This is a genomic window from Faecalicatena sp., assembly GCF_058819085.1.
Genome location: NZ_JBZUUL010000049.1, coordinates 193,543 through 216,828 on the forward strand (window position 1 = coordinate 193,543; position 23,286 = coordinate 216,828).

The following is a 23,286-nucleotide window of genomic DNA, read 5'->3' on the forward strand; positions in this document are numbered from 1 at the left end:
CTCCTTTTATATATTTAATAAATGTAAATTAATACCTCGCCAAGCTTTTTTACGGGATGTTCGCCTTACTAGGCTCGAAAGTACCTCGCCAAGGGCGGCGAACTAAGTAAACGCTAGGCTCGTAAAATACCTCGCCAAGCTTTTTTACGGGATGTTCGCCTTACTAGGCTCGAAAGTACCTCGCCAAGGGCGGCGAACTAAGTAAACACTAGGCTCGTAAAATACCTCGCCAAGCTTTTTTACGGGATGTTCGCCTTACTAGGCTCGAAAGTACCTCGCCAAGAGCGGCGAACTAAGTAAACGCTAGGCTCGTAAAATACCTCGCCAAGCTTTTTACTTATCGTTAGCAGCTGCTACGCCTGGGAGTTCTTTTCCTTCTAAGAATTCGAGGGATGCTCCGCCGCCGGTGGAGATGTGGGTCATCTTATCGCCGTATCCTAACTGGTTAACGGCTGCTGCGGAATCTCCGCCTCCAATGATGGTTACTGCGTCTGTATCTGCAAGAGCTTTTGCAACTGCCTCTGTTCCTGCTGCGAAGTTCGGCATCTCAAAGCAGCCCATTGGTCCATTCCATACAACTGTTTTCGCTGTCTTCACTGCGTCAGCGAAAATCTTAGCAGTCTCAGGTCCGATATCAAGACCTTCCCATCCATCCGGGATCTCTCCGCGTGCTACAACCTTTGCATGTGCATCATTAGAGAAATCATCGGCGATCACATTGTCAACAGGGAGAAGAAGCTTTACGCCCTTGTCTTCTGCCTTCTTGATCATATCCAGAGCATACTGGCAGTAATCCTCTTCCAGAAGGGAATTACCAACGCTTCCGCCCTGAGCCTTGCTGAATGTATAGGACATTCCTCCTCCGATGATCAGAGTGTCTACTTTGTCAAGCAGGTTCTCGATCACAGAGATCTTGCTGGATACCTTCGCACCGCCGAGGATCGCTACAAACGGTCTTTCCGGATTCTCTACTGCATTACCCAGGAAATCAATCTCCTTCTGCATTAAGTATCCTACAACTGCTGTATCAACGAACTGTGTTACACCAACATTAGAGCAGTGTGCCCTGTGGGCTGTTCCGAAAGCATCGTTTACAAAAATATCGCACAGGGAAGCTAAATCCTTACTGAATGCCTCTCCGTTCTTTGTCTCTTCTGCTCTGTAACGTGTATTTTCCAGGAGGATGATATCACCATCGTTCATTGCTTCTACTGCTGCCTTTGCATTCGGCCCTACGACCTCTGCGTCTGCCGCAAATTTCACTTCCTGTCCAAGCAGCTCTGTTAATCTTGCTGCTACCGGTGCAAGTGACAGTTCCGGAACCGGCTGTCCCTTCGGCTTTCCAAGGTGAGAGCAGAGAATGATCTTACCTCCGTCTGCAACCAATTTTTTAATGGTTGGAAGTGCAGCAACAAGACGGTTCTCGTCTGTGATCTTTCCGTCGATCAACGGTACGTTGAAGTCGCATCTAACGAGCACTCTTTTCCCCTTTACATTGATATCATCTACTGACTTTTTGTTAAGCATAATATTGCCTCCCTTACATTATTTAGCAGCCTTGGCTGCCATGCACCCGCAGGGCTTAAAGCTTAAGTTGTCCTTTGGGGGATTTACGAAAAGAAAAGGTCCGGCCCTATATAAAGACCGGACCCTTTTTTGAGTCTATTTCCGAAACTACGGCTTACAGTAATGTTCCGAAGTGTTTGATTGTTCTTACCATCTGGCTTGTGTAAGAATTCTCATTGTCATACCATGAAACAACCTGTACTTCTGTTGTTCCGTTCTCAAGTGGAAGTACCATTGTCTGTGTAGCATCGAATAATGAACCATATTTCATTCCTACGATATCACTGGATACGATCTCATCTGTGTTGTATCCGAAAGATTCATTGGAAGCTGCCTTCATTGCTTCGTTGATCTGATCAGCTGTTACTGTTCCTTCAACAACTGCTGTTAAGATTGTTGTTGATCCTGTCGGGGTTGGAACTCTCTGTGCAGATCCGATCAGTTTGCCGTTCAGCTCTGGAATAACCAGACCGATTGCTTTTGCTGCACCTGTGCTGTTAGGAACGATATTAACAGCTGCTGCACGTGATCTTCTTAAATCACCTTTTCTCTGTGGTCCGTCAAGTGTCATCTGATCACCTGTGTAAGCGTGGATCGTGCACATGATACCGGATTTGATCGGTGCTAAGTCGTTCAGTGCTTTTGCCATTGGTGCTAAGCAGTTTGTTGTACAGGAAGCGGCAGAGATGATGTTGTCATCTTTTGTAAGCTGCTCGTGGTTTACATTGTAAACGATCGTAGGAAGGTCATTTCCAGCCGGTGCAGAAATAACAACTTTCTTAGCGCCTGCTTTGATATGAGCTTCTGCTTTTGCTTTGGATGTATAGAAGCCTGTACACTCCAGAACAACGTCTACTCCGATCTCTCCCCAAGGAAGTTCTTCTGCATTAGCTTTTGCATAGATCTTGATTTCTTTTCCGTCAACGATGATAGAATCTTCGCCAGCTTCTACCTTGTCGCATAATGCATATCTTCCCTGTGTTGAGTCATATTTTAATAAGTGAGCAAGCATCTTAGGTGATGTTAAATCGTTGATCGCAACAATCTCATATCCCTCTGCTCCGAACATCTGTCTGAATGCAAGACGTCCAATACGTCCAAATCCATTAATCGCTACTTTTACTGCCATGATTAATTCCTCCTAAAGTTTTAAAAAGTGTCAACTGTTACACAGTCGTTAAATAGTGGAATCTTAAGCCAAACAGCTAGTTTGTTAAAGATTCATCAACTGTAGTTTATTGTACTAAATCAAGAACAAAAATTCAAGTACTAAATGCATTTTTATGGAAGTTGTTGAAAAATCGGCTTTCTTTGTAAAAATTCTGTGTAGTATTTAAAACCGCACTCTTTCAGTATCCCTGATGCCTTCTCAAAATCGTAGGCAATGTGCTCTGGTTTGTGGCCGTCTGCCCCGATCGTGATGATCTCACCTCCAAGCTCCCGGTATCTTTTAAGCACATCCGGATGAGGATGGCAGAAGCCCAGCCCATATTTGAATCCCGCCATGTTCATTTCGATCCCTTTTCCCTTGGAAATCACCTTTTTCAGGATCTCGTCCAGTTCATCTGCGTACTTCTGGTAGGAATACCCCTGTGCCTTATTTTTCCCATACCGGACCACATAATCAATGTGTCCCAGTACATCAAAATCGTCGACTGAATCCAGGTTTTCTACTGTCGCGCGAAAAGTTTCCCTATAAGCCTCCTCGTCACTTCTCCCCTGGAACATCTCCTGGTAATAAGGATCATTTCCGTGAACCACATGCACAGAACCGATCACAAAATCAAATGGATATTTATTCACCAGTTCTTTATAATATTCACCCAAATGCGGCTGCAGCCCGATCTCGATCCCGATGCGGACGTCAATTATATCTGCATATTCCTGTTTGAGTGCTGTCAGCACTTTAAAATACTCCTCAAGATCAAAAGTAAATGCCTTGGGACCGATATCCTCATGGAAAGGATAATCCTTATCGTTATGGTCTGTGATACAGATAGTCTTTAAACCTTTGTCTATTGCTCCCTCGATCATACTTCGAACAGGGGTGTCACAGTCAGAAGAAAAGTCTGTATGCATATGAAAGTCACTGGTCATCAAAGTATTGTTCCTCCTCCGAGCACATATTCCCCATCATAAAACACGACTGCCTGGCCAGGAGTCACCGCACGCTGGGGTTCATCAAACGTACATGTCACTTCATCCTCACCGGTCTTTTCTATGGTACACCATGCTCCCTTGTGGTTATAGCGTATTTTCGTAAAAACATGTAAAGGCTCTGTTAAATCTTCCACCGACATAAAGTTCAGTCGGTTGGCCTTTAACACCGTTGTCATGGATTCCTCCATGGTCCCGATGACCACCTCATTCGTCTCCGGACGGATTTCCAGGACAAACGCCGGATATCCAAGCGCCAGTCCCAGTCCCTTTCGCTGTCCCACTGTATAGTGTGTGATCCCCTTATGTTTCCCGAGGATCGCACCGTCACTGGTTACGAAATTCCCCTCCGGGATCTGTATACCTGCATTTTCTTCTATATAAGAAGCGTAATCTTTGTCCGGCACAAAACAAATATCCTGACTGTCTGGTTTATTGGCTACCTGGAGACCGATCTTATCCGCAATCCTGCGGATCTCCTCCTTGGAGTATTCTCCAACCGGCATCAGGGTATGTTTTAACTGATCCTGAGTCAGGTTATAAAGAGCATAGGTCTGATCCTTATTTAAGGTTGCCGAGCGGCGCAGTGTATACCGCCCGTTATCCAGCTTCACGATCCTCGCATAGTGTCCGGTGGCAATATAATCAGCTCCGATCGCCATGCTCCTTGAAAGAAGCGATTCCCACTTCACATACCTGTTGCAGGCAATACATGGGTTCGGGGTCCTTCCCTCCAGATATTCCCCGATAAAATAGTCGATCACATGCTCTTTGAATTCCTGTTTAAAATTCATCACATAATATGGAATCCCCAGATCTGCAGCAACCCTCCTGGCGTCATCAACTGCACTTAAGCCACAGCAGCCCCCGTTTTCCTCCTGGGCTGCCTGCTCCTCGTCCTGCCAGATCTGCATCGTCACCCCAATCACGTCATACCCCTGTTCTTTTAAAAGGTAGGCCGCAACAGATGAGTCCACGCCCCCGGACATTCCGACTACTACTCTGCTCATTAATATTCCTCTTCCTCTTCTTCCTCACCCTCGTGGATGTCTGATTTCGGTTTTTCCAGTCCTTCTATCTTGATTCCGTTTTTCTCTGCATAATCCCAAAGTGCTGCATGGATTGCCTCCTCGGCAAGCAGAGAACAGTGCACCTTGACTGGCGGAAGTCCGTCCAGTGCCTCCATCACGGCTTTATTTGTGATCTCCATTGCCTCCTTAATATTCTTTCCCTTCACCAGCTCTGTTGCCATACTGCTCGTTGCTACTGCCGCACCACAGCCGAACGTTTTAAACTTCACATCGCGGATGACCTGATTCTCATCAATGTCAAGATAAATACGCATGATATCTCCACATTTTGCATTTCCCACGGTTCCAACACCGCTGGCATTCTCTATTTCTCCCACATTTCTTGGATGTTCAAAGTGGTCCATTACTTTTTCTGAATACATATGATCTTCCTCCTATTATCTATTCTGTTTCTTTACAAAATCCTCATATAATGGGGACATGTGTCTTAACTTCTCTACAATTTCTTTCAAAGCTTCCACTACATAATCCAGCTCTTCTTTTGTTGTCTCCTCACTCAGAGTCATACGAAGGGAGCCATGAGCGATCTCATGCGGAAGCCCGATCGCCAGCAGTACATGGGACGGATCCAGGGAGCCCGAGGTACACGCAGAACCGCTGGATGCACAGATCCCCTTCATATCCAGCATGATCAAAAGTGATTCACCTTCCACAAAACGGAAACTAAAGTTCACATTGTTTGGAAGACGTTTTTTCCGGTCTCCATTGAGCCTGCAATATGGGATCTCCTCCTCGATCCGGCCGATCAGATAGTCTCTGAGTTCCACTTCTTTTTTCGTCCGTTCTTCCAGGGAAGCTGACGCGCGCTCTACTGCTTTGCCAAATCCTGCAATCCCGGGGACATTCTCTGTTCCTGCACGGCGTTTTCTCTCCTGAGCACCACCGTGTACAAAGGAACGGATCTTCACACCTTTTCTGATATAGAGGAAGCCGATTCCCTTCGGTCCGTTCAGCTTATGCGCACTGGCACTGAGCATATCAATATGGCACTCATCCACATTGATCGGCACCTGGCAGAAGGCCTGTACCGCATCTGTGTGGAACACAATCCCGTGTTCATGTGCCAGTTCCCCGATCTCTTTGATCGGCTGGATCGTGCCGATCTCATTATTTGCAAACATCACAGAGATCAGGATCGTATCCGGGCGGATGGCTGCCTTTAGCTCATCCATTCTGACGATACCATTCTCATCCACGCCAAGATATGTTACCTCATATCCTGATTTTTCCAGATACTCACAAGTATGCAGGACCGCATGATGTTCTATCTTGGTCGTAATGATATGCTTTCCTTTTCCTGCATAGGCCTCTGCCGCTGCTTTTATAGCCCAGTTATCAGACTCAGATCCACCTGCAGTAAAATAGATCTCATTCCCCTGCGCTCCTAATGCACCTGCAATAATCTCACGCTGGCGGGTGATCACGTCTTTATTTCCAGATGCAAAGGAATATACACTGGACGGATTACCGTATTTTTCTGTAAAATAAGGAAGCATTGCCTCCACAACTTCCGGTGCTGTCTTCGTAGTAGCCGCATTATCTAAATAAATAAGTTTATCCATACTTTAATTTCCTCCTGTACTTCATTTTCCTAGTTCCTGCATCCTGCCTGCCCGTGCAGATCATGGCATCCCATTTTCCTGCTCTCCTCGACCAGCTGATCCAGCTTCATCTCATCAACCGTCTGATTAATACTGTCATTGATCCTCTGCCAGACATACTTGGTCACGCAGCTGTCTGCAGCCTTGCATCTTTCCTCCGGGTTCAACCCGGAGCACTCCACAGGTTCCAGGTTTCCTTCCAGGGCACGCAGGACATCTCCTACAGAGATCTCTTTTAGATCCTTTGCCAGGATATAACCGCCGCCGGCACCACGGATACTTTTGACCAGCCCTGCTTTTTTCAGCATTGCCATCAGCTGTTCCAGATACCGCTCCGAGATTCCCTGCCTGTCAGAGATGCTCGTTATAGAAACAGGCTCCGTCTCACTGTACTGTGCCAGGTCGATCAATGCCCGCAGACCGTATCTGCCTTTTGTTGATAATTTCAACTCATCACCTTCTTACGTTTATACTGCATGTATGATAACACTTTAATTCCTAGTATTTCATTTCCTAGTGTTTTAATCCCTATTATTTTACTAGGATTTCTTTCCTTTTGTAGAATACCACTCGTTTTATGGTTCTGTCAAGCCAGAATCGGGAATATGCTGTAAAAATATGTTTTTTAGGAGATACATAAAAAGTGTCCAGAAAACAAACCATCATCCGCGGAACTTTCATTCTGACCGCCACCGGCTTTTTATGCAGATTTATGGGGTTCTTTTACCGGATGTTCTTAAGTCATACATTCGGCGAAGAAGGTGTCGGCCTCTACCAGCTGATTTTCCCAGTTTATTCACTCTGCTTTTCGCTGACAGCTGCAGGACTTGAGACCGCCATATCCAGGACTGTCGCACAAAAGATTTCTCTCGGCAGAAAAAAAGAGGCCCGCGAAATCCTTTTATTAGGTCTGCTCCTCTCTTTTTTGCTTTCCTGCTTTTGTCTGCTTTTCCTCCAGGAGAATGCAGCCTATATAGCCGAAAGATTTTTGGGTGATCCCCGCTGTGAACCGCTGCTTATCCCGTTATCCTATTCCCTGCCGTTTACAGCCATCCACAGCTGCATCTGTGGTTACTGCTATGGAAAGAAGGAGACGAAAATCCCCGCCGTTTCACAGCTCGTGGAACAAGTCATCCGAATCCTGGCTGTTTATGTGTTTTATATGGTTCTGCTAAAAAAGGGAGAGGACGCGCCTATCTCGATCGCTGTTCTGGGTCTGGTCCTGGGAGAAATGGTATCCGCTCTATACACTGCAAAGGCTCTGGCTGCCCATACCGGAAATATCGGCAGACTGCATATTACATTCCGTGATTTTGGGGCACGTTTCAAGGAACTGATCCCACTTTCGCTTCCACTGACCGCCAACCGGATCCTGATCACTCTTTTGCAGAGTATCGAAGCCATTTCTATTCCTGCCCGCCTTATGATGCACAGGCATACAACCTCGGAAGCCCTGAGCATATACGGAGTCCTGACCGGAATGGCTCTGCCATGCATCTTGTTTCCCTCTGCCATCACCAGTTCCATCTCCATCATGCTCATGCCCACAGTTGCAGAGATCCAGGCTACAGACAACCACCATGAAATGCTGGACATCATCAAAAAGGTGGCCGGCTCCTGTTTTATCCTTGGTCTGGCATGCTGCCTTTTCTTTCTCCTGTTAGGGCCGTGGATCGGCAGTGTTCTGTTTGGCAGTGCCACAGCCGGTAAATTCATCATGACACTGGCCTGGATATGTCCCTTCCTATATACCAATTCCGCACTCTTAAGTGTGATCAACGGCTTGGGAAAAACCACATCTACCTTTCTGATCAACTCTTTCGGATTGGTCGTCAGGATCGCCAGCGTATTCATCGCGATCCCTCTGTTCGGAATCCAGGGATACCTCTGGGGAATGCTTGCAAGCCAGCTTATTGTAAGCTTATGTGCAGGGGCTGTATTGAAATGTGAACTCTAAAATACGTGATCGCACTACAGCAAAAAGAACCAGGGTCATATCAGACTCTGGTTCTTTTCGTTTTCTTGTATTATGGCAACCCACAGAAATTATACCTGATGCAGGACCAAAACTATCTCTCTGCATTTTATAAAATATCTTCTATAAGGTTTTGAGGAACGCATGCATGATTCCCGGATTTACATAGGCCTCCAGCAGGATCCCAACCACCATGGCGAGTCCCACGAATACGCTTTTCTGCATATTCCACCTGTTCTGTGGGTAAGTATAACCATACCAAAGGACCACCATATATGCCGGTATGTATAAAAGAAACTGAGGCAGCATCCCGACGATGCACAAAATGCTCCCCTTAATCCCCATGCTAAGAACAGCCAGGGAAAAGAGCATCCCTCCTGAAAAGCCCGTCCATACCAGAAAGGCTGCAGAAGACAATTTCCTTACTTTTGTGAACGCCAGGGCCACCAGCAAAAGAAATGGGATGGCACGCACTTCAAGCAGGTACCAGAGATACTCCCTGACATTTAAGTCCGCCGACTGAAACTGCTTCAGAAAATAATCACTGAAAATGCCCGGTTCAGCCGTGTATTTCTTCATAATAAAATTGACATATAGAATTCCAAATAAAAACCCCGGCATAAAGAAAACAAATAGCTGTTTTCTTGTATGAAGTATCTTCACAGGCGCTCCTCCTATTGTTCAGATATTTCATTATATGCCGGGGTTTCTTATTTATGCGGGGGATGTTCCTTTTCCGTACTTTGTATCATATGCAAGCAGTGCGGAAACAGTTTTTGCATCCTCGATCTCTCCAGAAAATATCTTCTCTTTTAATTCTTCTATCGTGTAAGCTTTCAGATCAATGAATTCGTCTTCGTCCAAATTCTGTTTTGACGGGATCAGATTCCTGGCAACGAAAACCTCTATCTTCTCATTGCAGAATGCAACTGTTGTCCGAAGGGTGATCAGCCAATCCAGCTCTTCACTGCGGTATCCTGTCTCTTCCTCCAGCTCACGGCCGGCACACACAATGCCAGGTTCATCCTCCTCATCCAGCGCTCCCGCCGGGATCTCCAGAGTATAACGCTCCAGGGCATTCCGGTACTGTCTTACCATCAGGATCTTTCCTTCATCCGTGACCGGCACCACTGCCGCTGCACCCTTATGTTTGATAAAATCCCAAATGACCGTATGGTCTTTATCAATCTCCATTGTGTCCTGATAAAAATCAATGATTTTACCTTTGAACTTTAACTCACGATTCAATCTTTTAATCTGTCCGCTCATCTTTAACTCCTTTTCGTCCTCCTACAGAGAAGAAACAAAATTTTCTATTCTATCGAGACCTTTTTTGATCGCCTCTATGGAAATAGCATAAGACAAACGGATAAAATTGTCAAATCCGAAATCTGCACACGGTACTACCGCCACCTGGTACTCTTCCAGCAGAATCTCTGCCGCCCGGGCAGAAGTACCGATCTTCTGCCCTTTATATGACTTTTCTAATACATCTGTGAAGTCGATAAATACATAGAAAGCGCCCTCAGGCTCTAATAAATCCAAAAACGGCATCTTGGCGATTCTTTCATACATATACTGTCTTCTCTTGTTAAACTCTACCTTCATAGCCGCAACTGCAGACTGGTCTCCCGATAAAGCCTCTAAAGCTGCCTTTTGTGCGATGGAGTTCGGATTAGATGTCTGATGGCTCTGTACGCTCCCCATCAGCTTGGCGATTTCTGCACTGGAACCTGTATAACCGATCCGCCACCCTGTCATGGCATAGCTCTTTGATACTCCGCTGCAGGTGATCGTCCTTTTGTAGATCTCATCACCCAGAGAAGCGATACTTACATGCTTCTTATCTCCATAGATCAGATACTCATACATCTCATCGGCTACAACGTAAAAATCCTTCTCCACTGCTACTTCTGCGATGGCACGAAGCTCTTCTTCTGAATAAATCATACCCGTCGGATTGGATGGGGAATTCAGGATCAATGCCTTTGTATTCTCCGTAACTGCGCTGCGGATCTGCTGTGCCGTTACTTTATAACCGTTTTCTTTTGAACCATACACAAAGACCGGGATTCCATCGCTAAGCTTCACGATCTCTGGATAGGTCAGCCAATATGGTGCCGGAATGATCACCTCATCCCCCGGATTCAGGATCGCCTCAAAAATATTTGTCAGAGAATGCTTGCCGCCATTGCTGATCACAACCTGATTCGGTTCATAGTGAAGACCGTTAAAGCTTTCAAACTTTGCACAGACTGCCTTTTTCAGTTCCTCTGTCCCCGAAGCTGGCGTATACTTCGTAAATCCATCCCTGATCGCCTTGACTGCCGCCTCATTGATATTATCCGGTGTATTAAAATCCGGCTCACCGGCTCCAAATCCAACAACATCGATCCCTTCTGCTTTCATCGCTTTCGCCTTTGCAGTGATCGCTAACGTTGATGATGGCTTTACACTTGATGCTTTTCTTGATAATGTTAATGACATTTCTCCATCCTCCATTTTCCATAATAGATATTTTAAACTTAGCAGACATCTCTTCTAAAAACTGTCTACCAGATACCCTAAACTCTCAGAAATCTAACAGGGTGCATTCTGGTTTTTTATTATAATATAAGTTCCGCAGTAATGCAAGTTATATTTGCCTGTCATTCTTATTTTCCGTTTTTTCGTATTTTTAAAAGTCGTTTATCTCATATTTTGCAATTTTATTTTCCATTTCTTGCATCTATTTTTAAAAAAGCTTAAGCATCCTCATAAAAAAAGCCCTTGTCTTTCGACAAGGGCTGTACATTCAATTCCTATCTGATATGGATTATTTAGCATAATCTGTAACTCGTGACTCACGGATTACATTTACTTTGATCTGGCCTGGATATTCCAACTCAAATTCAATCTGTTTTGCAATTTCTCTAGCCATAAGTACCATGTCATCATCAGATACTTGTTCTGGAACTACCATTACTCGAATCTCTCTACCTGCCTGAATAGCAAAAGACTTCTCAACACCTTTAAACTGGTTTGAGATCTCTTCTAATTGTTTCAATCTGTTTGTGTATGTTTCAATTGTTTCTCTTCTTGCACCTGGTCTTGCTGCAGAAATCGTATCCGCTGCCTGCACAACACATGCGATCAATGTCTGCGGCTCTACATCTCCATGATGAGCTTCCACTGCATTGATGACTGTTGCAGACTCTTTATACTTCCTGCAGAGGTCTGAACCAATCTGAATATGTGAACCTTCCACATCGTGGTCGATCGATTTGCCGATATCATGCAGAAGACCTGCACGCTTCGCCATCCTGACATCTAAACCGATCTCGCCGGCAAGAAGTCCTGATAACTGTGCAACCTCGACAGAATGCTTCAGGGCATTCTGACCATAACTTGTTCTGAACTTCATACGTCCTAACAGACGAATCAGTTCCGGATGAATTCCCGGCACACCAACTTCCAATGCTGCTGCCTCTCCTTCTTCCCTGATCATGGTGTCCACTTCTTTTTGTGCTTTCTCTACCATCTCCTCGATTCTTGCAGGATGGATACGTCCATCCACAATCAATCTTTCAAGGGCGATTCTTGCAACTTCCCTTCTGATCGGATCAAAGCCGGATAATACGACTGCTTCCGGTGTGTCGTCGATAATCAGTTCGACACCGGTTAAAGTCTCGAGAGTTCTGATATTACGTCCCTCTCGTCCGATAATCCTTCCCTTCATTTCATCACTCGGGAGCTGCACTACAGAAATTGTAGTCTCAGCCACATGGTCCGCCGCACATCTCTGGATCGCATTGACAACATATTCCTTTGCCTTCTTGTCCGCGTCTTCCTTCGCCTGTGACTCCAGCTCTCTGACCATCTTAGCCGTGTCATGCTTCACATCTTCTTCAACAGTTTTCAACAGATATTCTTTTGCTTGTTCGGAGGTAAGTCCTGAGATTCTTTCTAGTTCCTGTACTCTCTTCTGACTGAGTTCTTCTACCTTTGCTTCACGCTGTTTTAGTTGTTCTTCTTTTGCTGTAAATTTAACTTCCCGCTGTTCGATCGCCTCTGACCGTTTATCCACGGCCTCTTCCTTTGCGAGCACTCTCTTCTCATAGCGCTGCAACTCGGCTCTTCTTTCCTTCGTCTCTTTTTCCAGTTCATTCTTCGTCTTGATAGACTCTTCCTTCACTTCCAAAAGAGCTTCTTTTTTCGTTGTCTCAGCAGTCTTTACGGCATCATCGATAATCTCTCTTGCCTTTGCTTCGGCATTCCCAATCTTGGACTCGGCATTGTTCTTTAAATTGGAAACCGTTACAAAGTGAGTAATAATACCAACTATCAACGCGAGGGCTACGGCAATAACAATACTAATCATTGTTGGCACAGGAGCACCTCCTTATTCAATTTTCATTGTACATTTTGCTTTAAAATACAACAGTTAAATTTTATACTGTTTTCACAACTATGTCAAGCATTCTCATCACAATTTTGTATCACTTGACGGATATCGTCATATCGGAATCCTTTTCGGGCCAAATACCCATATAATTTGCGCATTTCTTCCTCTGTTGCCCGTGCCGGATCAACTCTTTTTTTGCGTATTAGCTGTAAAATAGCATCCTTTTCTCCGCCAGTCTCATAGCAATCCTCAAAAGCGATCTCGATCAGCTCCGATGCAACACCTTTACTGCATAGCTGAGCATAGATCTCACGTCTGCTCTTCATCTGCTTTCTGCTTTCAATGAAACGTCTTGCGTATTGGAGATCGTCAATATATCCGAAGGACTTCACATATTGGACTGCCCCCTCGATTGCTTCCTGTGGGTACAGTCCTTGTTTTAGTTTATCCCTCAGTCCCAGCTCCGTGCGGTCCATATCTTCCAGAAGATGCATAGCCCTAAGCTTAGCACGCTTCAATATGATCTCATCCATGATCTTCCGGTGAAGTTCCTCTTCAACCTGTACCCCTTCACGAATACCATAACGTGAGAGTTCGCCCTTGTATAACACGAAGGCGAACTCCTCATCCAGGAATACTTTATATTTCATCTTTGTTACAGGCTCTAACTTTGTAACCGTCATGACCCCATCCTATTCTGCTTTAACAGCTGGGCTGTCTGCCGCACTTTTTTCTGCCTTATCTGCTGCCTTTACTTTTGCAGGTTCCTTTGCTTTCTTCGCAAGCTTTAAATCACTTGCTTCTGTCTCATCCTCGTCTCCCCCATTCAACTTGTAATAGGTGCGTACTTTATGATCCAGCTCCTCCATCAATTCCGGATGTTCGGCGAGGTATGCTTTGGCATTCTCTCTTCCCTGTCCAATCTTCTCACCGTTATACGCATACCATGCACCACTCTTATTCACAGCATCGATCCCTGCTGCCAGATCAAGGATATCCCCTTCTTTAGAGATTCCTTTACCAAACATAATATCAAACTCGGCTTCTTTGAAAGGGGGCGCGATCTTATTCTTCACAATCTTGATACGGGTACGGTTACCTACCATCTCACCGCTCTGCTTTAATGTCTCGATCCTTCTGACATCCATACGGACAGATGCATAGAATTTCAATGCACGGCCTCCGGTCGTTGTCTCTGGATTTCCAAACATAACGCCAACCTTTTCACGTAACTGGTTGATAAAGATCACAACACAGTTAGACTTACTGATAACCGGCGTCAGCTTTCTCAGTGCCTGGGACATCAGCCTTGCCTGAAGACCTACGTGGCTGTCTCCCATATCCCCTTCGATCTCCTGTCTCGGAACCAGGGCTGCAACAGAGTCGATAACAATGATATCGATCGCTCCGGAACGCACCATCGTCTCTGCGATCTCAAGGGCCTGGTCACCACTGTCTGGCTGGGAAATATATAATTCGTCGATATCCACCCCGATATTCTTAGCATATACCGGGTCCAGTGCATGCTCAGCATCAATAAATCCGGCGATTCCGCCCCGCTTCTGTACTTCTGCGATCATATGTAGTGCAACTGTCGTCTTACCACTGGACTCTGGTCCGTAAACCTCGATCACACGGCCTTTTGGAACTCCACCAAGCCCCAATGCCAGATCAAGGCTTAGACACCCTGTCGGTACGGTCTCAACCGCAACCTGAGCTCCCGACTCTCCCAGCTTCATAACCGTTCCTTTACCAAAATCCTTCTCTAACTTCGCTATCGCTGCATCCAACGCTTTCTTCTTATCTTCATTACTATTTGCCATAATCAAAAACTTCTCCTTCTCATCTTTCGAACAATTGTTCGTTTTCTATTAATATACTATTATACTTGTTGTCAAATGTCAACAACAATTTTATAAATTTATTATACAACATTACATGTCCATTAATCAGGACTTATCTCATTTTTATTCTCTTTTTTGCTTAGATATCTTTCGCAATAAATTGCGGATTAAGGCCTACCCATGGGGCATCCCGTAACCCCTGCCCTGACGGGCGGGTCCGCAGCATAGCTGTGGATTAAAGCCTATTCTTTGCAAATTCTTCCACAGTATCTACGCTGCCTGCAGTCTTGAGATACTTTTTCAGAACTTCTACGTCTTTCTCTTCCAATATTTGTTCTCGGAGCTCTTTTGAAACAGCTCCTTTCTCTGACAATAGCTCCAATACCGCCTCTGCATATCCCTGTGATATCCCTTGTGATATCCCCTGTGATATTCCCTGTGATATTCCTTGCGATAATCCCTTCTCAAGAGCCTCTTTTTCCACCTTTGCTTTTGCCTTTTCCAATTCCTCCTGATGGTACTTTTCTTCGTATATCCTGTGAAGTTCTTCATCATATTCCAAAATCATAGTACGCTTCACCTCTCTGCGATATTTTTTTAGAATTCCTGATAAAATGCCCTGTTTCATACACATTTCGATTGTCACCTCCACAGCGGTGTCCAGTTCCATCCCTTTTGCAAGACAGCTGCGCACATTTTCCACAAAAAACGCATATCCCTGCAGCGCCTCACATCTCTCCATCAACTCCCTATTATGACCGTAATTAATGTTCAGCATCACTGCTGTACAGTCAATACAGGGGGCACGGCCGTCTGCGGGGCCCAAAAACGCATCCCGCAAATAAAGTTCACTGCGGTCCGCCTCTTCACTTGTCCCATTGTAGAACACAATATACTGGGGAAACGGCAGCTTTATCTGCCTGCTGCCATAAATATCCGGCCAGTTTTCATTCATGTACTCCTGATAGAGCGTACTCAGATAAAAAACTCCGCGGAGAGGCATATTCGGATTTTTTGTACTTTGATGTTCGTAAAGATTCATCGTCGTTCCGATAAGAAAAGAGATGTCATTCTTCACCTTCACCCCGATGGCTCCATCCAGAGTCGTAATCTCTAAATCCTCTTCCTTCTTATAATCCGTTCCATTCACAGCATTATATAATTCAAGAAGATCTTTCCTATCATGGAATATAATACGGAACAAGCTGTCCTTATATTTCCGGTTACACTGCTTTTCTTTCTTCTTTTTTCTTTTACTGCTTTGCTTTCTTTTGGCTTCTGCCATACATTGTCCTCCTTATTTTAACATGCACCCTATGCGTTTTCAATAAAGAGACACTACACTCATAAGCATCACGACCATTCTCTTTGGATTTTATCAACTTGAATTCTACGGCGATATGCCTGAATTATCAGAAAAATAGAATTTTCATGAAATGCCGGTTGATGGAATTATTATATCATATGGCACTTTCATTTACCAGAGGGAATTTCGACGGAGTAACATTTTAAAGCTTAGATGAAAACTTAAAACGTTACAGTCCACCCGTCTGCTATGGGTTAGCAGCCAAGTGGACTGTAATAACAAAGCACCAGTCAAAAACCTCTGACCTTTCGCACCTCTCTAGTCTTGTTTTTCCACTACTTCACCTTGTTTCTTATAAATGCTGCCTGCCGGCACGTATCCTCTGACAGATGACAATGGATAGATATTTGTGTGGCTGCCTACCACAGTTCCCGGATTCAGGACGCTCCCGCAGCCAACTTCTACTTCATCGCCCAGCATGGCGCCGAATTTCTTCATGCCCGTTTCAATGTTTCCCTCCGGCGTCTTCACAACTACCAGCTTTTTATCAGACTTTACGTTGGAAGTAATGGAACCTGCCCCCATATGGGATTTGTATCCGAGAATAGAGTCTCCAACATAATTGTAGTGCGGAACCTGTACTTTATTGAATAAAATGACATTTTTAAGTTCAGTGGAATTTCCCACCACTGCTCCTTCACCAACGATCGCATTGCCCCTGATAAAGGCACAATGTCTGATCTCCGCATCTTTCCCAATGATCGTCGGGCCGGTGATGGATGCTGTAGGTGCAACTTTCGCAGATTTTGCGATCCAGATATTCTCACCGCGCTTTTCATATTCCTCTGCATTTAATTTCGCGCCCAGTTCCAGGATAAAACCGCTGATCTTAGGGAGTACCTCCCACGGATAGGTGACTCCCTCAAAAATATCCTTCGCGATGGTCTCCTCCAGTGTGTAAAGTTCTTTTACAGTTAATTGTATCATGATAATCTCCTCCTAAATATCTTCCGGCTCCTGGAATTTCCTGTAGCCGGTCTGAAAATCTACTTCATTCTTTATCTGGCAGCCGGATATAACTGCCTTTAAATTCTCTGCGGCAATCTCCACGATCAACTCCAGGATCTGCCTCATGTGATAGCTGCCTGAAATATGCGGGGTTACCAGCAGATTTGGTGCATCCCACAACGGGGAATCTTCCGGCAGCGGCTCCTGTTCTGCCACATCAATAGCCGCACCGCCCAGCTTACCGCTGAATAATGCCTCGCATAGATCTTTTGTAGGGATCAGGCTGCCCCTCCCCGCATTGAGCAGGAGTGCCCCCTCCTTCATCTGTGCTATCCGCTTTTTATTCATCAAGTGAGAGGTCTGGGAAGTGCCCGGAAGGAAACAGGCAACAATATCTGCTCTGCCTAAAAGAGAATCCAATTCATCCATCTGGTACATTTCATCCACATAGTCAGGCCTTTTAGCACAGTTTTTGCGAACACCGATCACATGGCTTCCCAAAGCATGCATTTTCTGTGCAAACTGTCCTCCGATATCACCAAGACCGATCACGAGTGTAACGGAATCGCTGATAGAGGTCACCCGGCCTTCGTCTCTCCACATGTGGCTCTGCATATTTTTCTGATAAAGATGCAGTTTTTTCATCAGCATCAATACCGCTGCCAGCATATGCTCCGACACAGCAAGGCCATAGGCCCCGGTCGCATTAGCAAGCTGTGCCCCCGGCGGCATGATTCCGGGCGCTGTATATGAAGTCGCACCGGCGCTGTCCAGCTGCAGCAGTTTTAGCTTTCCTGCCCGTCTTAAATACTTAGGATCTACATTCCCCAGGATCACCTCCGCTTCCTCTACTATTTCCTGCGTCACATCTGCCTTCGCAAGATAAGTAAAGTGCAGATCACGGCCTCCGTCGGCTGCTGATACCGCATTCTCTAAACATATCTTATGCTGTGGTTCAACCGGAATTGTCACTAATACTTCTCTCATGCCTATTCCTCCTTATCACATTGCCGTTGTTCCTGGAACCAAGTGTGGGTTACCTATCTGTTTTACTTTTTTGCCCCCTGCTTTTTGTAAAACTGCGCAGCCCTGTCGTAGCAGCCCCGCAGCTGGTACTGATTATTCAATCCCTTCACTCCGTTTGTACGGCTGATGATGAAATGATCCAGCTTTTTCATGTATTCATCTGGCGTGATCTCACCCTCAGCCACATAATTCAGCCCCTTCTCCCAGCTCGCTGTCAGTTCCGGATTCAACAGAGACTTGATGGAATTTTCCACCACATCAAACACCATCTCCCCCTGAAGGGTCGGTGTAATGATCTGAGTCTTCTTATTCAGAGCCAGATACTTGATATGTATCAATTTCTTAAGTATCTCCGCCCTGGTGGCACTGGTTCCGATCCCGCTTCCCTTGATCTGGGCGCGGAGTTCTTCGTCTTCAATAAGCTGTCCTGCATTTTCCATGGCCAGGATAATGGAACCTGAATTATATCTCTTTGGCGGTGAGGTTTCACCTTCTTTGATCTCAAGAGCCTTCACCGGGAGCACCGCTCCTTTTTTCAGGCCTTGGATCACCTGGAAAAAACTGGTATCCAGATCCTGGGACTGCTCCTCTTTGGTATCCTGTGGCTCAGAATTCCCGGCATCCGTTTCGTCTGACTCTGTGCTTCCATTTCCTGCAGAGGCACTGCTCTTCTTCGTCTGCGGAATGCCCACGACTTTCAGATATCCCTCTTCTGCCAGAACTTTAAAACTGGAAAAGAAGCATTCTTCCTTGATCTTTGTTGTAAGTGCAACCTTCTGATATACGGCCGGAGGGTAGAAAATACTTAAGAACCGACGCACGATACAGTCATATACTTTTCCTGCCGTTGCAGAAACCGATTTCAGGGCACTTAATCCCTGGCCCGTGGGAATGATGGCATAATGATCTGTGATCTGTTTGTCGTTGACATATCTGGTCTTGGCAAGCCCTTTATGACTTCCAAATGTCAGGATGTCCTTAAGATACGGCGCTGCCATCGGATACTTGGACAGTCCGTTTAAATTCCTGCTGATCTCCTTTGCCACCGCAGTTGACAGCACCCTGGCATCTGTTCTTGGATAAGTGACCAGTTTCTTCTCATAAAGCTCCTGCACGATCCGCAGGGTCTCATCCGGACTGATCTTAAACCGTTTCGAGCAGTCATTCTGCAGCTCCGCCAGATTATAGAGAAGAGGAGGATTCTTCTTCTCCTTCTTCTTCTCGATCGACACGATCTGACAGCTCACCGGTTCCGGATCCTTTAGATAGTCCACCAATTCCTTTGCTTTCTCCCTTTTCTTAAAGCCATTCTCCTTATATAAATCGAAGGATTCAAAATACCGGGAGCCTTTCACAGCCCTCCACTCCCCTTCAAATGTCTGCCCCTGTGCCTCGATCGTGCTTAGGACACGGTAAAACGGCGTCTTTACGAAATCACGGATTTCTCTTTCCCTGCGTACGACCATTCCCAGCACACAGGTCATGACACGTCCTACAGAAATGACTGCATATTTAGTATGCAGATAATTTGAGATGCTGTTCCCATATTTCAAGGTCAGCAGACGGGAAAAATTAATTCCCATCAGATAGTCTTCTTTTGCCCTTAAATAAGCGGAAGCGCTTAAGTTATCATACTCCGACAGATCCTTGGCTTCCCGGATCCCGCGCAGGATCTCCTCTTCTGTCTGAGAGTCGATCCAGACACGCCTCCTGTTCTTTCCTTCCACCTGTGCTTCCTGTTCCACCAATCGGTAGATGTATTCTCCCTCCCGCCCGGAGTCGGTGCACACGTAAATGGTGTCCACATCCTCTCTGTTCAGAAGGCCACTCACGATCTGGAACTGCTTCGCCACCGCCGGGATCACCTCATACTTAAAGTTCTCCGGTATAAAAGGCAGTGTATTCAGACTCCATCTTTTCAGAGCCGGATCATACACCTCCGGGTAGCTCATCGTGACCAGGTGTCCGACGCACCAGGTCACGATCGCTTCATCAGATTCCAGATACCCGTCTCTGCGCTTTGTATTCAATTTTAATGCCTTTGCGAATTCCTGAGCCACACTCGGCTTCTCCGCAATATATACTGATTTCCCCATAAATACTTATACTGCCTGCTTTTCTCTTTATAGTCTATCAAACCGGTATTCTGTGACAGTCCTGTAAGTCTCTCCTGCCCTGCATACCGGGCTTGCAAAATTATCATGATGGATGGCATCCGGGAAGTATTGCGTCTCGAAACATACCGCCGCACGTCTCTGATATGTACATCCTCCCTTGCCCGGCTCATGATCCAGAAAATTGGCCGTATAGACCTGCATTCCCGGCAGATCCGTGAAGACCTCCATCACGATTCCACTTTCATCATTTGCAGCCTCAGCTACTTTAGCAAATTTTCCATCATTTTTCAATACCCAGTTGTGGTCATATCCACCTCCAAGCCGTGTAGCCTCGTAATCTGCATCGATCCTGTCACCGATCGCACAGGGGGTTCTAAAGTCCATTGGAGTACCTGTTACCTCTACCAATTCCCCTGTCGGGATCGACTGTGCATCCGCCCTTGTAAAATAGTCTGCGTTGACCATGATCTTATGTCCCAGCACATCACCACTGTCATGGCCGCCAAGATTAAAATAACTGTGGTTCGTCATATTGATGACCGTATCCTGATCAGGCACCGCCTCATAGCTCATGCGCAGCCCCCCATCACACGTCAGCTCATACGTGACATGCATATCCAGTGCTCCCGGATATCCCTGGTCTTTGTCCGGACTGTGGAGTACAAAGGTGATGGAATCTTCCTTTTCCTCTGCCACCTCCCAGAAACGTTTATAATAATACTCATTGCCGCTGTGCAGGTTGTTCTCCCCATTATCGTTCTTTGTCAGCTGATAGGCCACACCGTTGAGCTCAAAGGATGCACCGCCGATCCGGTTTGCACTTCTTCCAACAGGTGCCCCAAAAGCCTGGCCCCCTTCTTCGTACAGCTTCACGTCGTCATATCCAAGCACCACATCCCTTAGCTTTCCGTCTTTATCCGGCACATACAGATTCACCAGTGCTGCCCCAAAATCCGTGACCGTGATCTTCATACCACTCTGGCTCTCCAATGTATAGAGATATGCTGTTCTCCCATCTTGTGTTGTTCCAAATTCTCTTTTCTCTAAGCTGCTCATTTTGAACTCCTCCTGTCAAACACTCTTTCTCCTAACGTCTTCTCTTCTTTACCGGAACAGCCTTTTCAGCCGTTTCAGGAAGGAAGGCTTCTCAATCTTCTGCTGAGGCCGCTTTGCACGCAGAGCCTCCTTCATAAAGACCTCCTGGGAATTGATTATTTTGTCCGACGGCTCCTTTTTCTGATATGTTCCGTCGCTTAGCATCACTCTTGCCTTTACATTATCCGAAAGCATTACGCCAAGACTGCGTACCAGGCGTTTTTTGATAGCTTCGTCATAGATCGGGCATGCAACCTCAACACGCTTTTCTGTGTTTCTCGTCATCATGTCGGCAGAACCGATATAGACCTTCTGATCCACCCCCTGCCCAAAAACGAATACCCTTGGATGCTCCAGATAACGTCCTACAATACTGGTAACGGTCAGATTCTCCGTTTCCCCCGGGATTCCCGGAAGGATACAGCAGATCCCCCGCACGATCAGATCGATCTTCACGCCTGCCCTGGAGGCTTCTGCCGCCTTATTGATAAAATCCATATCGGTTACAGAATTCATCTTCATGATGATCCTGCCTTCAGTGCCTTTTTTAATCTCCTCATCCATCAGCATCAGCACCTTCGGCTTTAAGCTGGTCGGAGAGACGATCAGATGCTGGTATGCACCGTCCAGATTGCCGATGGACATATTCTTAAAGAATACCGCCGCATCCTCACCGATCGCCTGGCTGGCTGTCATCAGGGAAAAATCTGTATACATCTTAGCCGTCTTCTCATTGTAATTCCCGGTCCCTATCTGCGTGATGTATTTGATCTCATTCTTATTCCTGTAGGTGATCAGGCAGATCTTGGAATGCACCTTATATCCCTCGAACCCATAGATCACACGGCATCCTGCCTCTTCCATACGCTCAGACCAGTCAATGTTATTCTGTTCATCAAAGCGCGCCCTCAGTTCGATCAGGACCGTAACCTCTTTTCCATTCTCAGCCGCAGCACACAGGTATTCCACCAGCCTCGTCTTCTTCGCCAGGCGGTAGATTGTAATCTTGATGGTCATGACATTCGGATCAACCGATGCTTCCCGGATCATCTGTAAAAACGGCTCCATGCTCTCGTAAGGGTACGATAGGAGGATGTCCCGCTTCTTCACCTGTGCCATCACACTTCCCTCCGCCACGCAGGCGGACGGCTGAGGGGTAAACGGCTCATCGATCAGGGAGCGTTTCATAGAAACCGGCACCTTTTCCGCTATGGCAAACATAAATTCCAGCTTCATCGGCATCTTTGTACGGAAAATGCATTCCGGCGTGATGTTGAACTTGTCACAGAAATACTTCTCCATCTCCTTCGTAAGAGGATTCGCCACTTCCAGACGTACCACTGCCATCCTTCTCCGCTTGTGGAGAGTCTCCTTCATGATAAACCTGAAATCTTCGCTGTCGGCATAAGCCTCATCATCCGGTGAGACATCCGCATTGCGGGTAACACAGATATAATTCTTCCCGGAGACCTGATACTGCTCAAACACAATATCCAGATATTCCATAATTACCTTTTCCATCCGGATGTAGCGGATATCGTGCCCCGGCAGATACAGGATATCCGAGATAAACTGGGGCACCGGCACGATTCCCATCATGCTTTTATTTTCAAATTTCAGGTCAGCAACCACATAAATATCTTTATTGAGCAGATGCGGGAACGGATGGTTCGCATCCACGATCTGGGGGGATAATACCGGCAGGATCTGCTCCTTGAAATACTTCTTAACGTATTTCTTCTCCTGCGGCTCCAGCTCCTTAAAATCCAAGCCGCATACGCCGTAAGGATGAAGCTGCTTTTTGATCTCTGCATAAGTCTTATCCCGCTCCTTATACAGCGGGGCCACAGCTGCATAAATGGCATCCAGCTGCTCCTGGGGTGTCAGGCCGGACTTTAAATCCACGCTTTTATTATCCACTGAGGCCATGTCATACAGGCTGCCTACGCGGATCATGAAGAACTCATCCAGATTGCTTGTAAAGATGGCAACGAACTTCATCCTTTCCAGAAGCGGCACGTTCTCATCCCTTGCCTCCTCCAGCACCCTCTGGTTGAAACGCAGCCAGGAAAGCTCTCTGTTCTGTGTGTAATTCAGTGTCTTTTTCGCCATAATC

Annotated in this window: 20 protein-coding genes; 1 reads left to right on the top strand and 19 read right to left on the bottom strand. The window is 46.1% G+C overall.

Annotated features, from left to right (window positions below; translation table 11 throughout):
• Positions 1-333: 333 nt before the first annotated feature.
• The 7 genes from AC4OGX_RS21540 to AC4OGX_RS21570 all read right to left on the bottom strand — a co-directional run bounded on the left by AC4OGX_RS21540 (position 334) and on the right by AC4OGX_RS21570 (position 6,864).
• Positions 334-1,527, bottom strand: coding sequence for a phosphoglycerate kinase (locus AC4OGX_RS21540; protein ID WP_493332944.1), 1,194 nt, complete (start codon positions 1,525-1,527; stop codon positions 334-336).
• Positions 1,528-1,681: 154 nt separating this feature from the next.
• Positions 1,682-2,695, bottom strand: a complete 1,014-nt coding sequence (gap, locus tag AC4OGX_RS21545; RefSeq protein ID WP_493332945.1) for a type I glyceraldehyde-3-phosphate dehydrogenase — start codon at positions 2,693-2,695, stop codon at positions 1,682-1,684.
• Between the two features lie 152 nt (positions 2,696-2,847).
• Positions 2,848-3,663 (bottom strand): histidinol-phosphatase HisJ family protein, encoded by an 816-nt coding sequence (locus tag AC4OGX_RS21550; protein WP_493333065.1) that lies wholly within the window; start codon positions 3,661-3,663, stop codon positions 2,848-2,850.
• Entirely contained in the window at positions 3,663-4,733 is a 1,071-nt protein-coding gene (mnmA, locus tag AC4OGX_RS21555; protein WP_493332946.1) for a tRNA 2-thiouridine(34) synthase MnmA, read from the bottom strand. Before mnmA ends, AC4OGX_RS21550 begins: the two co-directional genes overlap by 1 nt.
• Positions 4,733-5,176: a Fe-S cluster assembly scaffold protein NifU gene (gene nifU / locus AC4OGX_RS21560; protein WP_493332947.1), complete on the bottom strand. Its 444-nt coding sequence runs from the start codon at positions 5,174-5,176 to the stop codon at positions 4,733-4,735. Before nifU ends, mnmA begins: the two co-directional genes overlap by 1 nt.
• A 15-nt stretch (positions 5,177-5,191) precedes the next feature.
• Positions 5,192-6,376 (bottom strand): cysteine desulfurase NifS, encoded by a 1,185-nt coding sequence (gene nifS, locus AC4OGX_RS21565; RefSeq protein WP_493332949.1) that lies wholly within the window; start codon positions 6,374-6,376, stop codon positions 5,192-5,194.
• Between the two features lie 29 nt (positions 6,377-6,405).
• Positions 6,406-6,864 (bottom strand): RrF2 family transcriptional regulator, encoded by a 459-nt coding sequence (locus tag AC4OGX_RS21570; RefSeq protein ID WP_493332951.1) that lies wholly within the window; start codon positions 6,862-6,864, stop codon positions 6,406-6,408.
• 194 nt (positions 6,865-7,058) lie between these two features.
• Here AC4OGX_RS21570 and AC4OGX_RS21575 point away from each other — a divergent pair, with 194 nt between their 5' ends.
• Positions 7,059-8,372 carry an oligosaccharide flippase family protein gene (locus tag AC4OGX_RS21575; protein ID WP_493332952.1) on the top strand — a complete coding sequence of 438 codons (1,314 nt, stop codon included), beginning with the start codon at positions 7,059-7,061 and terminating at the stop codon, positions 8,370-8,372.
• 141 nt (positions 8,373-8,513) lie between these two features.
• Here the strand turns inward: AC4OGX_RS21575 and AC4OGX_RS21580 are convergent, their stop codons facing one another.
• The 12 genes from AC4OGX_RS21580 to ppk1 all read right to left on the bottom strand — a co-directional run bounded on the left by AC4OGX_RS21580 (position 8,514) and on the right by ppk1 (position 23,282).
• Positions 8,514-9,053, bottom strand: coding sequence for a stage II sporulation protein M (locus tag AC4OGX_RS21580; RefSeq protein WP_493332954.1), 540 nt, complete (start codon positions 9,051-9,053; stop codon positions 8,514-8,516).
• Between the two features lie 51 nt (positions 9,054-9,104).
• Positions 9,105-9,659, bottom strand: a complete 555-nt coding sequence (locus AC4OGX_RS21585; RefSeq protein WP_493332956.1) for an NUDIX hydrolase — start codon at positions 9,657-9,659, stop codon at positions 9,105-9,107.
• Between the two features lie 21 nt (positions 9,660-9,680).
• Positions 9,681-10,877 (bottom strand): pyridoxal phosphate-dependent aminotransferase, encoded by a 1,197-nt coding sequence (locus AC4OGX_RS21590; RefSeq protein WP_493332958.1) that lies wholly within the window; start codon positions 10,875-10,877, stop codon positions 9,681-9,683.
• Between the two features lie 328 nt (positions 10,878-11,205).
• The gene (gene rny / locus AC4OGX_RS21595) at positions 11,206-12,750 is read right to left on the bottom strand and encodes a ribonuclease Y (RefSeq protein ID WP_493333066.1); all 1,545 of its coding nucleotides are present in this window, start codon (positions 12,748-12,750) and stop codon (positions 11,206-11,208) included.
• A 92-nt stretch (positions 12,751-12,842) separates the two neighbouring features.
• Positions 12,843-13,457, bottom strand: coding sequence for a regulatory protein RecX (locus AC4OGX_RS21600; protein ID WP_493332960.1), 615 nt, complete (start codon positions 13,455-13,457; stop codon positions 12,843-12,845).
• A gap of 9 nt (positions 13,458-13,466) precedes the next feature.
• A complete protein-coding gene (recA, locus tag AC4OGX_RS21605) occupies positions 13,467-14,597 on the bottom strand; it encodes a recombinase RecA (protein ID WP_493332961.1) in 1,131 nt (376 codons plus the stop codon).
• Between the two features lie 256 nt (positions 14,598-14,853).
• Positions 14,854-15,903 (bottom strand): RpnC/YadD family protein, encoded by a 1,050-nt coding sequence (locus tag AC4OGX_RS21610; RefSeq protein ID WP_493332962.1) that lies wholly within the window; start codon positions 15,901-15,903, stop codon positions 14,854-14,856.
• Positions 15,904-16,242: 339 nt separating this feature from the next.
• On the bottom strand, positions 16,243-16,911 hold the full coding sequence (locus AC4OGX_RS21615; RefSeq protein ID WP_493332963.1) for an LbetaH domain-containing protein: 669 nt from the start codon (positions 16,909-16,911) through the stop codon (positions 16,243-16,245).
• Positions 16,912-16,923: 12 nt separating this feature from the next.
• On the bottom strand, positions 16,924-17,919 hold the full coding sequence (locus AC4OGX_RS21620; RefSeq protein ID WP_493332964.1) for a D-2-hydroxyacid dehydrogenase: 996 nt from the start codon (positions 17,917-17,919) through the stop codon (positions 16,924-16,926).
• 62 nt (positions 17,920-17,981) lie between these two features.
• Entirely contained in the window at positions 17,982-20,054 is a 2,073-nt protein-coding gene (locus AC4OGX_RS21625; RefSeq protein ID WP_493332965.1) for a DNA topoisomerase, read from the bottom strand.
• Between the two features lie 27 nt (positions 20,055-20,081).
• The gene (locus AC4OGX_RS21630) at positions 20,082-21,131 is read right to left on the bottom strand and encodes an aldose epimerase family protein (RefSeq protein ID WP_493332967.1); all 1,050 of its coding nucleotides are present in this window, start codon (positions 21,129-21,131) and stop codon (positions 20,082-20,084) included.
• 48 nt (positions 21,132-21,179) lie between these two features.
• Entirely contained in the window at positions 21,180-23,282 is a 2,103-nt protein-coding gene (gene ppk1, locus AC4OGX_RS21635) for a polyphosphate kinase 1 (RefSeq protein ID WP_493332968.1), read from the bottom strand.
• Between the last annotated feature and the right edge of the window lie 4 nt (positions 23,283-23,286).

Excerpts from the sequence above, each read along its gene's own strand:
- ppk1 (WP_493332968.1), bottom strand. The coding sequence starts at position 23,282 with ATGGCGAAAAAGACACTGAATTACACACAGAACAGAGAGCTTTCCTGG.
- mnmA (WP_493332946.1), bottom strand. The coding sequence starts at position 4,733 with ATGAGCAGAGTAGTAGTCGGAATGTCCGGGGGCGTGGACTCATCTGTT.
- nifS (WP_493332949.1), bottom strand. The coding sequence starts at position 6,376 with ATGGATAAACTTATTTATTTAGATAATGCGGCTACTACGAAGACAGCA.
- AC4OGX_RS21610 (WP_493332962.1), bottom strand. The coding sequence starts at position 15,903 with ATGGCAGAAGCCAAAAGAAAGCAAAGCAGTAAAAGAAAAAAGAAGAAA.
- AC4OGX_RS21625 (WP_493332965.1), bottom strand. The coding sequence starts at position 20,054 with ATGGGGAAATCAGTATATATTGCGGAGAAGCCGAGTGTGGCTCAGGAA.
- AC4OGX_RS21590 (WP_493332958.1), bottom strand. The coding sequence starts at position 10,877 with ATGTCATTAACATTATCAAGAAAAGCATCAAGTGTAAAGCCATCATCA.
- AC4OGX_RS21620 (WP_493332964.1), bottom strand. The coding sequence starts at position 17,919 with ATGAGAGAAGTATTAGTGACAATTCCGGTTGAACCACAGCATAAGATA.
- recA (WP_493332961.1), bottom strand. The coding sequence starts at position 14,597 with ATGGCAAATAGTAATGAAGATAAGAAGAAAGCGTTGGATGCAGCGATA.
- AC4OGX_RS21615 (WP_493332963.1), bottom strand. The coding sequence starts at position 16,911 with ATGATACAATTAACTGTAAAAGAACTTTACACACTGGAGGAGACCATC.
- AC4OGX_RS21630 (WP_493332967.1), bottom strand. The coding sequence starts at position 21,131 with ATGAGCAGCTTAGAGAAAAGAGAATTTGGAACAACACAAGATGGGAGA.
- AC4OGX_RS21600 (WP_493332960.1), bottom strand. The coding sequence starts at position 13,457 with ATGACGGTTACAAAGTTAGAGCCTGTAACAAAGATGAAATATAAAGTA.
- nifU (WP_493332947.1), bottom strand. The coding sequence starts at position 5,176 with ATGTATTCAGAAAAAGTAATGGACCACTTTGAACATCCAAGAAATGTG.
- AC4OGX_RS21550 (WP_493333065.1), bottom strand. The coding sequence starts at position 3,663 with ATGACCAGTGACTTTCATATGCATACAGACTTTTCTTCTGACTGTGAC.
- gap (WP_493332945.1), bottom strand. The coding sequence starts at position 2,695 with ATGGCAGTAAAAGTAGCGATTAATGGATTTGGACGTATTGGACGTCTT.
- AC4OGX_RS21585 (WP_493332956.1), bottom strand. The coding sequence starts at position 9,659 with ATGAGCGGACAGATTAAAAGATTGAATCGTGAGTTAAAGTTCAAAGGT.
- rny (WP_493333066.1), bottom strand. The coding sequence starts at position 12,750 with ATGATTAGTATTGTTATTGCCGTAGCCCTCGCGTTGATAGTTGGTATT.
- AC4OGX_RS21540 (WP_493332944.1), bottom strand. The coding sequence starts at position 1,527 with ATGCTTAACAAAAAGTCAGTAGATGATATCAATGTAAAGGGGAAAAGA.